The organism is Paraburkholderia sp. HD33-4 (assembly GCF_021390635.1).
Classification (GTDB): Bacteria; Pseudomonadota; Gammaproteobacteria; order Burkholderiales; family Burkholderiaceae; genus Paraburkholderia.
On record NZ_JAJEJS010000003.1, the window covers coordinates 1,297,696 to 1,310,311 of the forward strand.

The window sequence follows — 12,616 nt, forward strand, 5'->3', positions numbered from 1 at the left end:
AAGCAGAACGCGTAGAAGGCCGAGAAGGAGGCTGACAAGCGCACGCGTGAAACGATGGATCCGTTGCTAAAGACGGTCATCACGCCGTTCGACTGCGACACATCCGCAAGCTGACCACAATAATGGACGACATCCTCGCCTCGATGGAGGACGGACGTCGCCATCGCCATCTCACTGTACGACGTCGAGGTCGTCGGATTGGCAGCAGGCAAGCCCGCACACATACCTGATCATCAGGCCACTTCATGGGTGCGCTAGTGCGCACCTTCGATCCGGCGCGTATCGATAGTCCGAATCGCGCTTTCACAGGCAGGCGCGCCGGTTTTCAGATGAACGACAAGATCGTAGGTCGTCGAAGGTCGCGTCAGCATCAGGCAAGTTGCCTCGCGTTCACGAACCCGTGTCGCGTGCCAGATGTTCGGCCGCATGCAGAAACCCATCCCGACGGGAATCGTAAAGGCTCGCACCGTGTCCATGTCCGGCTCACCGTCTTTCGTCGAAGTCGCGACGATATGGACGACCGGTGCCGTCAGCGGCACGATAGCCTGTTGCGTCAAGTAATGAACCTCGAGTGACGCAACGCTCTCATCACGATTTCGGTACGTGACCCACAGAATTTCTGTTTCACCCGGCGCGCCGGTATCGAATAGATGTTCTCGCCAGAAGTCCGACGCAGGGCTGATAAATGCAGGCGCATCGCCGTCGGCAGGCACTGGCTTGCCAAGCATCCAGCCATAGGGTTCGCAACGTGTCGCGTGGAGCGGTTCGACTGGAATGGAAACGGCAGTGAGCATGTGGGGATACCCGTTTTGAGGTTCAGATATTCACGTGTGCGAGACAGAGTCGTCCGTGGGCGGGAATAGCGCGAATTCGGGTCCGTGCTTCAGACAGAAGTCGAGCACGACGTTCAGCGCGAGCCGCGTGATGGACTCGGAGAGCAGGCTATCGGGCGTGCGCCGGTACGCGGCAACGAGTGGCAGTGCAGGCACGCGATGCGTGACTTGCAGCAGCTGCAGCTTTCCCGCTTCGAGCTCGCCCATCACGAACGCGGGCGGCAGCACGGCAATACCAAAACCGTCGACGACGAGCCGGATGATCGCAGCCACCGACGACAGGCAGTTGATTTGCGCCCGCACGTCGCCACTCGCGGCGAACAGGCCGGTTAGAAACTCATGCGGCGGCGAGTGGCGCGCGAAGCTGACTATGGGATAAGTGGCCAGTTCCGCCTCCGTCAACGCCTGCGCCGACAGGTTGAGCGCCGGACTGGCCATCCAGCGCATGGGCAAGCCGCCTAGTGGAACATTCATCATGTCGGAGCCTGCGACGCTCGTCGTCTGAAACGAAACGTCGATATGGCCATTGAGCAGTTGGGTCGACAGATTGGACGATGTGTCGCTGGTCAGTTCGATCACGAGATTCGGGTAAGTTTCGCGAATCTGCTTGAGCAGATCCGGTAGCCACGTGTGAACGATCGATTCGATGGCGCCTAGTCGCAACAACCCAGATACTTTCGAGCGGTCGCCGACGCTCGCGATCATCGCCTGATTCAACTTCAGCATCTGTTCGGCGAACGGCAGCGTCTTCGTGCCGTCCTGCGTGAGCGTTGCTTCCTTTGAGCCGCGCTCGAAGAGTCGCACGCCGAGCTCCTGCTCGAGCGCGGAAATGCGGCTGGAAATCGCCGCCTGCGTGGCATTGAGCCGCTCGGCCGTCAGACGAAAGCTGCGCAGCCGGGCGAGCCAGACAAAGGTCTCGAGAAATCGCAGGTTCATTCGCGCCCCTGAAAGGGCAAGCTGGGATGTCCCAGTGTAGCGCCACGCTTCACGTGACGGGACAAGAAAATATTTCGCCTCGCGATAATTTTAATTTGTTGGACACGGGTGCGCCGCACGCTAAAACTTTGCAACGAGCGCCGATGAAACGATACAGCCGGAATCGGTGAGACGACGATTGAAGGAAGGAACGTTGCGATGAAAACAGTGACATGTGAAATCGAATCTGGAACACCCGTCGACCTGAGGGTGAAGCGGCTCGTGATCGCGGGTTGGGCGGGCAGGGACAGTGCCGAGGTCGAGCATCATATTCGCGAACTTGAAGCGATTGGCGTACGGCGGCCGTCGGCTGTGCCGTGCTTCTACGAAGTCTCGCCCGATCTGCTGACGACGTTAGCAAGCATCGACGTGCTGGGCGCGCATTCATCGGGTGAGGTCGAGGTGGTGCTCATTCAGACCGAGGCGGACGGGCTGCTGGTCGGCATCGGTTCGGACCATACGGATCGCAGGGTCGAAAGCTACGACGTCGCCGTTTCGAAACAGATGTGCGCGAAGCCGCTCGGCCGCATGCTCTGGCGTTATTCGGACGTCGCAGCGCATTGGGATGCGCTGATTGCGCGCAGCTGGCGCATCGATTCGTCGGGCGAACGCGTCCGTTATCAGGAGGGCACGCTGGCGCGGCTGATGCATCCGGAGCAGCTGATCAGGCGCGCGTTCGGCACGATGTCGATGATTGCGGAGACCGTGCTGTTCTGCGGCACGCAGCCGGTGATCGGACCATTGACGTCGGCCGGCGTATACGAGCTGGAACTGCATGACCCCGTACTCGGCCGCAGTCTAAGGCATCGCTACTCAGTCGGTGCACTCGCGCATATGGAGTGATCGCGATGAGGACCCTGCGTCAAACGGCCAGCGCGTTTGCACTGCGCACCACCTCGGCACTCGAGTCGCTCGACACCAGTCTCTCTGCCATCGATGCCGACCTTGCGCGCGGTGGCGTGACTTACACGCACGTCGATCGCGAGGCGGCGCGTGAAGCCGCGTCCAGCAGCGACGCGTTCCGCGACCGCGGCTATCTGCCCTCGGCGTTGGCGGGTGTGGCCATTTCCGTGAAAGACCTCTTCGATGTGAAAGGCCAGGTGACGACTGCCGGCTCGCGGATCTTGCGCGGCGCAGCACCTGCCGCGCGGGACGCCGCTGCCGTCGCTCGCTTGCGGGAGGCGGGTGCGGTGTTTGTTGGCCGAACGAACATGAGCGAGTTTGCGTTCTCCGGACTCGGACTCAATCCCCACTACGGCACGCCCGTCAATCCGTACGATGCAAGCCGTCTTGCGGGCGGATCGAGTTCCGGCGCGGCGACCTCCGTCGCACTCGGGCACGTCTCAGCCGCGCTGGGCACCGATACCGGCGGCTCCGTGCGGATTCCCGCTGCATTCTGCGGTCTCGTCGGTTTCAAGCCGACGGCACGCCGTGTGCCGTTCGATGGGGTCGTGCCGCTATCCATGTCGTTCGATTCGATCGGTCCGATCGCGCGCAGCGTGGATTGCTGCGCGCTCATCGATGGTGTGATCTCGGCACAGACGCTCGATACCGCGCCACGCCCGCTGACCGGGCTGCGCTTCGGCGTCACTTCCGACTACGTCGCGGACGAACTCGACGAAACCGTGAGCACTGCGTTCAATCGTGTCATCGATATGCTGAGGCGTGCGGGTGCTTCTGTCGAACACTTCGCATTTCCCGAGCTGCATGAAGTTGCAGGCCGTCTTCCGCTCGCGGGTATCACGGCGGCGCAGGCGTGGGCGTGGCATCGCGAACACGTTGCACGCAATGCCGAAGCTTACGACCCGCGCGTGCTGAAGCGCTTGCGAGCAGGCGAGGGACGCAGCGCCGCTGACTATATCGACTTGCTTGCCGCGCGCGAGCGATTCGTGCGCGACGCGCGCACGCGGCTGGCCAGATTCGATGCGTGGCTGATGCCGACCGTCGCGATTGTGCCGCCGCTGATATCCGACGTCGAGCGCGACGACGAGGCTTTTTCTGCGGTGAACGCGAAGGTGCTGCGTAATCCGGCTGTTGTGAATTTCATGGACGGCTGTGCGCTCACACTGCCTTGCCATCACGAAGACGGACTGCCTGTCGGGTTCTCGATATGCGGGCCCGCGCTCTCCGATGCATCGATTCTGGCGACAGGACGCAGCGTCGAGGCCTTGCTGCATGCGAGCAAACACGTCGCGACGGCATAGGGTTTGTTTATCGGCACCGAAAAGAATTTGTCGTTGGACGTGTAATTACGGCGACTGAATACTGGTTTCCAGGCGCATCGCATTCGGCGCAGCGCCATTCGATACATCCACTTTGAAGCGAGGCAGCCCGTGAAATCTACTTATCGTTCCTTCGCTGGCGTGATTGCGCTGGCCGCCATTTACGCATCGGCGCATGCGGCCGATGCAACGCCCGCCGTCGTGCTGATCGGCCACGCTGCGCCGCTTACCGGCCAGCTCGCAAACATGGGCAAGGACAGCGAGAATGCGGCGCGCCTCGCCATCGACGAAATCAATCTGCAGCATCCCGTGATTGGCGGCAGGCCCGTGCAGTTCAAACTGGATTCACAGGATGATGCGGCCGATCCGCGCACGGGCACACAGGTCGCCCAGAAACTGGTCGACGACGGCGTGGTGGCCGTGGTCGGCGACATCAATTCGGGTGTGTCGATTCCAGCGTCGCGCATTTATAGCGAAGCACAGGTCGTGCAGATTTCACAGGGCTCGACGAACCCGGCCTATACCCAGCAAGGCTACAAGACGACCTTTCGCGTAGTCGCCACCGATGCCTTGCAGGGGCCGGCGCTTGCTCGTTATGCGCTCGGCTCGCTGCACGCGAAACGTATAGCCGTGATCGACGATTCGACTGCCTACGGACAGGGCCTCGCCGACGAATTCATCAAGGCGGCGAAGGCTGACGGCGCGACGATCGTCACGCGTGAGGCAACCAACGACAAGGCGACTGACTTCCGCGCCATTCTCACGAAGATCAAGGGTTTGCGGCCTGACGTAATCATGTATGGCGGCTCGGATGCGACGGCTGGGCCGCTGGCGAAGCAGGCCGCGAATCTGGGCATCACGGCGAGCGTGTTGGGCGGTGATGGAGCATGCACCGACAAAATGATCAGCCTGGCAGGGGACGCGATCGGCAACGTCGTCTGTTCCGAGGCGGGCCTTGCGTTGTCGAAGATGCCGAAGGGGCAAGAGTTCGACCAGCGCTATACCTCGCGCTACAAGGTGCCGATCGATGCGTACGCCCCGTTCGCGTATGACGCCGTCTACGTGATCTACGACGCGATGAAGAGGGCGAACTCGACCGATCGCACGAAGGTTCTCGCCGCGATGCCGGCAACGCAGTATGACGGCGTGATCGGGAAGATCGCGTTCGATCCACACGGGGACCTCAAAGATGCGGCAATCACGATCTACCGCTTCAAGGACAAGAAGAAGACGGTGATGGATGTTATTCGATTGTAGGAGGATCGTCTATGACAATGCTTGAGAACCGAAGAAAGCTCATGAGATCGTGCTCAGATAAGTGACTACTTATCCTTAGGCTGCTTCACAGCGATAGTGCTGGTCCGGACGGAAACGCGCCGAATGACGGAGCTAGTAGATGTCATGCATATACGCGATGCCGAGTTCAACTGCGAGCTGAGCGAGCCGTTTGTCCAAGGTCCAAAGTGCCGCACCGGAAGTCATCAAAGTTGATGCAAGCAACGTCAGATCGCTGCTGCCACTGCCTCGACCGTGAAATTGTCTTACCTCGATCGATTCCACTGCCTCGGTCCATTTCGCGTGCGTCGCATGATGCAGCAGCCCGGTGTGGTGGAGCGTCCGGGCGTGAGGTGCAGGCGGAGTGCCACCGGCGGGTCCAACAAGGGGTGAACGTGCTCTTCGTGCGATTTCTGGCGGTTTCAGGGACCCGAGCCGCCTGCGGCAAGGCTTTGCCGCCCTCGGCATTTCGCGCGGCCCGCCCAATCGCAAGCCCTCGATCTTCTGGCTCTTTTCGGAGCTAATCGCCATTTTCCGCACGAAAAGGGCGATTACCCCAAGTCGCACAACTTTGTAGGAGCCACACGCGCGAACTTCATCGTGGCGTTGGGAACAGTCCCCACAAAGACGCCGGATAGATTTAGGCAAGCTAATACGACATCAAGATCAGGGGTTGCAAATGTGCAAGCGGTACCTTAAGTATGTGCAAATATTGACGCATGGCAGCATAAATAAAAGGTGCCAGAAGCAATGGGCCTCGCTATTTCACTAGAAAAAGCACAGAGCGTGTCTGGATAAGGGACTTGGCGTGATCGCGCACGGTAAGAGAGCAAAATAATAATTTGACACCAACTCGATTGCGGCTATGATGGAACCCATATTGCTGCGATGCAGCATGACAAACGGGCGACAGCCGGCCCTACTTTTTTGGAGTCGAACATGAACACCTTCATCCCGGAACAAACGATTACTGCAGCCAAGGCAACCCTCGACACAACTTTCGGTCTTGCGAGCAAGGTTTTTCAGGGTTTCGAAAAGCTCGTCGAGCTCAACGCGCAGACGGTCAAGACAACGCTTGCCGAGGCGCAAGAATTCGCCGCCAAATCCCTCGTTAGCAACGCGCCGCAAGCAGCTTTTGCAGTTCAGGAAAACCAGTTGCGCGCCGGTGTTCAAAAGACTCAGGCTTATTGGACGCACGTGAAGGAAATCGTGTCGAGCACCCAGGCTGAATTCGAGGCAGCGGCCAAAGCGGTCTTCAAACAGCCTTCATTTGACGCGAAGGCGTGGTTCGACAACATGGCGAAACATGCGCTGCCGGGCGGCGACGCGATTCTGGCCATCTGGAAGTCGAGTCTTGGTGCAGCGGGCCAGTCAGCTATCGCTGCGTACGAGACTGCCACGAAGGCGACTAAAAAGGCCGTTGAAACTGCTGTCGTCGAAGCGTAGTACTTACTCGCTGCGCGGCGCCAGATTTTCTGACCAAGGGGAAGGCGATGGTTGACCGGAACCTTGCTGCGGACGAAGCGGCTGTCCCGCAAGCCGACCATCACGGTCGGCTCGATTGACATGACGGGCGAGCATATCGACACACACATGGGCGAAAGCATCCACATCGACTCGCTTGACCGCCCGTTCGACCGGGGCGATTTCGACCTGATCGCCGTTGCCTGCGGAATGCTCGTCAACCCCGACTGGGCCAATACTGGTCACGAGGGCAGTCTCGATCTGCTCGGCAACTGGAACGCCGACGTACTGACGGTGCCGATTTGAGGCTGAGGCGATAGAACGGAATCGGGCGTCGTTTGTTGATGGCACGGTGAAGGGTGCGACGTTTGTCGTCGTGCGCGAATCGCGCTCGTGAGAAGCACCGGCGACACGGCCGGCAGGTGACACCAATCAAGTCCGTTTGATCTCGACTCTTGCATCGCGAGCACGCGTCTGCCGGCTGTTGCTGGTCTTGTGATCGCCCTCGTACGACGACGACAGCGCACCCGTATAGCCATAGATGCGGCAATTTTTGTAGCTGCGCTCGCTGAGCGCCTTCTCGAGGGCGGTGGCGAAATGGTTCTGTCGCGATAAGTTCGGCGAGGCGAAAAATCCCGCAATGGGAAGGAATCCTTATGCAATCAGCGAATAGAACTTACCAGCAACGGTTCGGGTATCGCCGCTGTACTGATTCAAACACCTTTGATCGCGAGTCGCTCTCGAAGGCAGACATCAATGCCAAGCCTTTCATTTGCTCGATCAAGAAATAGACGATTGCGAAATAAAGTCACTGACTGGATCGTGGTTTTGATGTCTGCGACGATAGTGTCGTCCAAACAGTTGGCAACTAATGCAAGCAAGCGGGCACTCATTTCCTCAGCCGACAAATGCGCGAGCCAAACTTTGCTTGGCTTCGGCATGTCGATCGCGTCGGCGCGAAGCCGAGCGGGCGGGCGCGTGCGGATAGCGGCTGGACAGTAAGCGCCTGCGGCGTACTGCTGAAGAGCGACAGGCCCGCGTTAAAGCGGGCGGTCGAGGCATTCGAGTGGCCGGGCATCCGGACGCAGCCGTCGGGACGGCGGCCGTGGCAATGACCGGTCTTTTGTTCATTATGATCACCAGTACGATTTGCCCACGCCGCAGGCGCAGCCTAAAACTCAGAACTTCTGGCGCATGCCGATCCGCAACGCGGTCTGGTTAGGCGCGTTCGATGCTGCGAGCACGGGTGCGAGGTCCGCTACCGCTCCGCCGCCAGCGCGCATATACGTCGCGCTGGCATAAACGTCGGTACGTTTCGAGAGCAGATAGTCCACACTCGCATCGGCTTCCTGATAATGCGGCGACTGCCCGGTTTGTGACACGCTGCCAGCTGTATAGCTATAAGCGAGGCCGAGTTGCAAAGCCGGTGTAATCATGTAACTGCAGACAATTTCACCTATATTGAACGTCACATGTCCGCCGATTTTCGCGCCGAGCGTCGGGTCGAGGTCACCGAACTGTGTATGGGTCCAGTCGGCGCTAATGCGCGCAGCGCCGAACGCGTAACTGGCGCCAGCGCCGAGTACCTTGTAGCTGCCGGCGGCAAGACCGTAGTTGCCGGACACCGTGTTCGATGCGGTCCAAAGACCTTCCGGAACTGCCTCGGCCGGGTGATCGATCGATGTATAGGCGCCGACTAACTGGAGTCCGCCGTACGCGTACTGCAACGCAAATGACTTCGCGCTGTTGCGCGCGAAGTCGCCTGCGACGCCGCCGAAGCTGTAAATTGCCACGCCTGTGAGTCCCGCAATGGTTGGCGACGTATACTTGACTGCGTTGTTGAGCCGAAAATCGATGCCGTTGTTGTCGAGATCCCCCGGATGCGGGAACAGGATGCCGCCAGGCAGCGTACCGTTCGCGGAAAGCGGGCCGATATAGTCGCCGATCGCCTCGCCCTGACGGCCGAGTGTCACCGTGCCGTAGCGCGTGTTGGACAGACCCACGTAAGCGAGCCGCCCGAAGAGCCGGCCGCCCTGGCTCAGCGATCCTGTATTCACGTTAAAGCCGTTTTCCAGTCGGAAAAGCGCGGACCAGTCGCCACCCAGATCTTCGGTTCCGCGCATACCCCAGCGATTGCCTTGCGAGATGCTCCCCTGCATTTGCCACGCGCTGTGCCCGCCTTGATTGCTCGACCAGGTAAGACCGTTGTCGATTATCCCATACAGGGTGACGCTACTCTGCGCACGCGCAGGATTGCACACGCATAGTACGCCTAACGAAAATGCAAACAATCTTTTCACGAGATCACCATGGTTTTGTGGGGATAGTTCTGTCTAACGCGGACTCGATGGTCGCTTCAGATGGGAAGGCCTTCGCTCGAATGCCAGTTGGACATCAATTCGTTGCTCGGCAAGCTTTCTTCAACCATTTTTTTTGCCGTCGCAATTCCCGCCACCGGCAGCCCGGTCGGATCGAGCACGCCGAGCTGCACGAGTACGGATGCCTGATCCCAGTAAATATGCTCGTTATAGAGTTTGTCGCCCCGAAAGCAGACCACTGCTAGCATCGGTATTTCGAAGTACTTGCCCGTTGGCGCGAGCCCCGGAAGCAGCCAGTCGATCTCGCGGTCGTGTGTTGCACAGAAGACGAACTCGTCGACGATGCGGTCAGCCCCGATCGTTCTCGACAGCGGAATCAGTCGCGTATCCGTCGGATTCGCATTGACGAAGTGATATTTGTAGAAACGCTTGAGCTGGTCGTGGCCGACGCCGCCTGTCATCGTGGGCACATGGTTGACGTAAGGTTCGGCGACCATGGTTGGCATGATCGCATCGACGTTGCGTGTGGCGAATTCGTAGTAGCAGTGCAATTCCCACAAATCGTTCAGATTGTGGACTGGGCCGAGTGTCTTGCGAAGCATTGCGATGGTTCGCGAATAGGCCATGGTGGCGGCGGGTTTGTCGTATGACTCGCGCTCGGGTGTGGCAAAGGCATGCTCGCAACCGGGATATACATACTGGGCGATTACCGGGTTGGCGGACATCGCCGACTGTATGGCCTCGCGAGTGGGTGGCGGGCAGAGGCTGTCGTTGGCGGCGAAGTGGAACGCCATCGGACATCTGATCGACGGGATTTCGCCGATGAAAGCATCGAGACCCACGCCGTAGTAGCTGACCGCGCAATCGATATCCGTCCGTGCTGCGACGAGCATCGCGAGCTTGCCGCCCAGACAATAGCCAATGGCGCCGATCTTCCCGACCTGCTGCGGCAGCGCGCGCAGCGCTTTCATCGTCGACGCGATGTCCTGAACGGCGAGATCGAGATCCAGTTTCTCGTTGTAGCTCAACGCCTCGTCCAGCTCTTTTCCGCCGTACGCAAGATCGACACCAGGCTTCATGCGCCAGAACAGGTCGGGCACCAGCACGACATAGCCTTCTTCGGCGAACCGGTCGGCCATGGACTTCATGTAAGAATTGATGCCGAAGATCTCCTGCAGAAGGATCAATCCTGGGCCCGAACCTTTCTGAGGCTTTGCGAAATAAGCCGAAAACTGTTTGCCATCTTCCGACGTGACATCGATAAACTGACCGCTCACATTTCTCTCCGTTGACTCAGGGTTATCTGTATGCATCAGGGCCCATCAGTTAGCGCTGGCGAGACTCGACTGCGTCGCGTTCCGGTCACGCACCAGACCGGCGGCAATTTGCTGCGCCATCGCACCGACGTAGACTTCGTGTGTGCCGTCATCAAGCGCTGCAAGGGTGGCTTTGACGACCTCTGCTGCCGGAATCTTCGGCGGGGGAAAGTCGCGGCTCATATCCGTGTCGATCGCGCCTGGAAGCACCGCTATCACCTTGATGCCTTGCGGCGCCAATTCAGCGCGAACGCCTTCCGTCATTCGCAACGACGCTGCCTTGGATGCGCACAGAGAGGCCATCGACGGCAGCGTGACCCTGGCAAGAATCGAAAGCAGATTGACGATTGCGCCACCAGCGGGCATCGCAGGAGCGAAGGCGCGAATCATGTTTAATGTGCCGAAGTAGTTCACTTCCATTTCGGTACGTGCTGCGTTCATATCGGCGGCAGCGAGCGCCGCTTCATTGCAATTGAGTCCGGCATTGTTGATTAGCAAGGTCGTATCGCTCGCCAGTGCTGCCGCTCGCGTGACCTGCGACGCGTCCGTGATGTCGAGTTCGACGGGCACGATCCGTTGGTCCGCATAGCGCAGAGCATCGAGGTTGCGCGTGCCGGCATAGACTTTCTTCGCGCCGCTTTCCAGCAGCATGTGGACGAAGCACTTGCCCACGCCGCGGTTTGCGCCCGTCACGAAAGCGACGCAGTTCTCAAAAAGCATGCTTATCTCCGGAAAAGGATGACGTGACTACAAGGCTCGAGCGACGATGCGATGAGTGTCGTCGATCTCCAGCAGCACGGATGTTCGGTCCGGAACGGCAGCGTCCAGCCGCGCGATGACAATGGGGCCTTCGTTCGTCTGCACGGTCGCCAGATGCACGACGTGCGCTTGCTGCTCGCCCGCGCGGTGTCGAACCACGGTCGATTCCAGGACCGTGCCGGACTCCGCTACGCGTGGCGTCCACTCGTCGCCGCCACAGGAAGGACAGAAGTACCGCGCCGGGAAAAACTTCGATCCGCATCGCGTGCATCGCATGATCTCGAGGTTCATCGTTGTCCTCCTGTGGTTCTTTCGAGAACAACAGCATTTGCGCACATGCCAAAGCGATACTCGACCATACCGTATCCACTCACGACAGCGAGCTTCGCGTCGTCGACCTGGCGCTCCCCTGCGTTGCCCTGCAGTTGTGTGATCGCTTCCACCAGGCCGTGCATGCCGCCTGCCGCTCCGGCCTGACCGACGGACAATTGACCGCCGGACGTATTGACCGGCAGCGCATGCAAGGCGATGCGCCTGATAAGCGCATGCACGTCGCCCTCGGGCGCAAAGCCAAGATCGCAGAGTTGCGCGAGGGTCATGACGGGGTAGTCGTCGTATACCGATGCAAGATCGATGTCTTCAGGGCCTGCACCCGCGTGCCGCCACAGATCGCCGGCAATATGTTTGAGGGACGTCTCCAGCCCATCGCCTTCCTGATGATCGGCGTTATAAAGGCACTTCAGCGCGCGCACGCGAACGTTCGTCACATTGCGTGCGAGGTCGTCGCGAGTCAGCAGGATAGCGTTCGCGCCGTTCACGACCGGCACGCAATCGAAACGCCCAAGCGGATCGGCGACCAGCGGCGCGGCGAGGTAATCGTCGATGGACATCGGCGCCCGATAGACGGCATCCGGATTCATCGCAGCCCACTCGCGCTGTGCGACGCAGATCGATCCATAGTCGGCGCGCGTCAGACCATGACGTTTCGCGTGGCGCTGTGTGAGCATCGCGAAGACGCCATTCGGGCCGCCGTTTTGCAGCGGCCGCAGCCAGGTGCGAGTCGTGAGATTGTAATTCTCGACCAGATGCGTGAAATCGCTTGCCTGAAACTGATCGCCCGCAACCAGCGCGATGACGTTCGCATCGCCATGCTGGATTGCGCGGATCGCATGCTGTAGCAGGTTGATACCGCTCGCGCCGCCGTGGCAGTCATCCATGCACCAGCGCGGACTCAAGCCAAGCCGCCAGGCCAGATCGATCGCGTGATCGGGACCGAGCGTGAACGAAGCGACGCCGAGGCCGTCTATGTTCTTCGCCGAAAATCCGGACTGTGCGAGCAGCAGGCCGAACGCCTGCGCCAACAGTTCGCCAGTAGAGCGTTGCGTCGGCTGACGGCGGTAAGGAACCTCGACGGCGGCGGTGATGAGGACCCGGTCGAAATCGCTCGAAAACAT

13 protein-coding genes are annotated in these 12,616 nt (G+C 59.8%); 5 read left to right on the forward strand and 8 right to left on the reverse strand.

What is annotated here, in order from left to right:
* Positions 1-254: 254 nt before the first annotated feature.
* Both L0U84_RS40440 and L0U84_RS40445 read right to left on the reverse strand, forming a co-directional pair.
* Positions 255-794, reverse strand: a complete 540-nt coding sequence (locus L0U84_RS40440; RefSeq protein WP_233859339.1) for an ureidoglycolate lyase — start codon at positions 792-794, stop codon at positions 255-257.
* A 30-nt stretch (positions 795-824) separates the two neighbouring features.
* On the reverse strand, positions 825-1,769 hold the full coding sequence (locus L0U84_RS40445; RefSeq protein WP_233859340.1) for a LysR family transcriptional regulator: 945 nt from the start codon (positions 1,767-1,769) through the stop codon (positions 825-827).
* Between the two features lie 198 nt (positions 1,770-1,967).
* On the opposite strand from L0U84_RS40445, the gene L0U84_RS40450 reads away from it, so the two are divergent.
* The 5 genes from L0U84_RS40450 (at position 1,968) to L0U84_RS40470 (ending at position 7,075) form a co-directional block, all read left to right on the forward strand.
* Positions 1,968-2,651, forward strand: coding sequence for a DUF2848 domain-containing protein (locus L0U84_RS40450; RefSeq protein ID WP_233859343.1), 684 nt, complete (start codon positions 1,968-1,970; stop codon positions 2,649-2,651).
* Positions 2,652-2,656: 5 nt separating this feature from the next.
* A complete protein-coding gene (locus L0U84_RS40455; RefSeq protein WP_233859345.1) occupies positions 2,657-4,012 on the forward strand; it encodes an amidase in 1,356 nt (451 codons plus the stop codon).
* 129 nt (positions 4,013-4,141) lie between these two features.
* Positions 4,142-5,287 (forward strand): branched-chain amino acid ABC transporter substrate-binding protein, encoded by a 1,146-nt coding sequence (locus L0U84_RS40460; RefSeq protein ID WP_442794112.1) that lies wholly within the window; start codon positions 4,142-4,144, stop codon positions 5,285-5,287.
* A 957-nt stretch (positions 5,288-6,244) separates the two neighbouring features.
* Positions 6,245-6,751 (forward strand): TIGR01841 family phasin, encoded by a 507-nt coding sequence (phaP, locus tag L0U84_RS40465; protein WP_233859346.1) that lies wholly within the window; start codon positions 6,245-6,247, stop codon positions 6,749-6,751.
* Positions 6,752-6,802: 51 nt separating this feature from the next.
* Positions 6,803-7,075, forward strand: coding sequence for a hypothetical protein (locus L0U84_RS40470; protein WP_233859347.1), 273 nt, complete (start codon positions 6,803-6,805; stop codon positions 7,073-7,075).
* Between the two features lie 407 nt (positions 7,076-7,482).
* Here L0U84_RS40470 and L0U84_RS40475 read toward each other — a convergent pair whose 3' ends face one another.
* The 6 genes from L0U84_RS40475 to L0U84_RS40500 form a co-directional block, all read right to left on the reverse strand.
* Positions 7,483-7,710, reverse strand: a complete 228-nt coding sequence (locus L0U84_RS40475; protein WP_233859349.1) for a hypothetical protein — start codon at positions 7,708-7,710, stop codon at positions 7,483-7,485.
* Positions 7,711-7,947: 237 nt separating this feature from the next.
* Positions 7,948-9,069, reverse strand: coding sequence for a porin (locus tag L0U84_RS40480; protein WP_233859351.1), 1,122 nt, complete (start codon positions 9,067-9,069; stop codon positions 7,948-7,950).
* Positions 9,070-9,125: 56 nt separating this feature from the next.
* Positions 9,126-10,364, reverse strand: a complete 1,239-nt coding sequence (locus tag L0U84_RS40485) for a dienelactone hydrolase family protein (RefSeq protein WP_233859886.1) — start codon at positions 10,362-10,364, stop codon at positions 9,126-9,128.
* Positions 10,365-10,409: 45 nt separating this feature from the next.
* Positions 10,410-11,123: an SDR family NAD(P)-dependent oxidoreductase gene (locus L0U84_RS40490; RefSeq protein WP_267940144.1), complete on the reverse strand. Its 714-nt coding sequence runs from the start codon at positions 11,121-11,123 to the stop codon at positions 10,410-10,412.
* 27 nt (positions 11,124-11,150) lie between these two features.
* Positions 11,151-11,453, reverse strand: coding sequence for a Zn-ribbon domain-containing OB-fold protein (locus L0U84_RS40495; protein ID WP_233859355.1), 303 nt, complete (start codon positions 11,451-11,453; stop codon positions 11,151-11,153).
* The gene (locus L0U84_RS40500; RefSeq protein WP_233859356.1) at positions 11,450-12,616 is read right to left on the reverse strand and encodes a thiolase family protein; all 1,167 of its coding nucleotides are present in this window, start codon (positions 12,614-12,616) and stop codon (positions 11,450-11,452) included. The genes L0U84_RS40495 and L0U84_RS40500 overlap by 4 nt, the downstream gene beginning before the upstream one ends.

Bases quoted from the DNA above. Each gene is read 5' to 3' on its own strand.
- L0U84_RS40440 (WP_233859339.1), bottom strand. From the start codon at position 794: ATGCTCACTGCCGTTTCCATTCCAGTCGAACCGCTCCACGCGACACGT.
- L0U84_RS40445 (WP_233859340.1), bottom strand. From the start codon at position 1,769: ATGAACCTGCGATTTCTCGAGACCTTTGTCTGGCTCGCCCGGCTGCGC.
- L0U84_RS40450 (WP_233859343.1), top strand. From the start codon at position 1,968: ATGAAAACAGTGACATGTGAAATCGAATCTGGAACACCCGTCGACCTG.
- L0U84_RS40455 (WP_233859345.1), top strand. From the start codon at position 2,657: ATGAGGACCCTGCGTCAAACGGCCAGCGCGTTTGCACTGCGCACCACC.
- phaP (WP_233859346.1), top strand. From the start codon at position 6,245: ATGAACACCTTCATCCCGGAACAAACGATTACTGCAGCCAAGGCAACC.
- L0U84_RS40475 (WP_233859349.1), bottom strand. From the start codon at position 7,710: ATGCCGAAGCCAAGCAAAGTTTGGCTCGCGCATTTGTCGGCTGAGGAA.
- L0U84_RS40490 (WP_267940144.1), bottom strand. From the start codon at position 11,123: ATGCTTTTTGAGAACTGCGTCGCTTTCGTGACGGGCGCAAACCGCGGC.
- L0U84_RS40495 (WP_233859355.1), bottom strand. From the start codon at position 11,453: ATGAACCTCGAGATCATGCGATGCACGCGATGCGGATCGAAGTTTTTC.
- L0U84_RS40500 (WP_233859356.1), bottom strand. From the start codon at position 12,616: ATGTTTTCGAGCGATTTCGACCGGGTCCTCATCACCGCCGCCGTCGAG.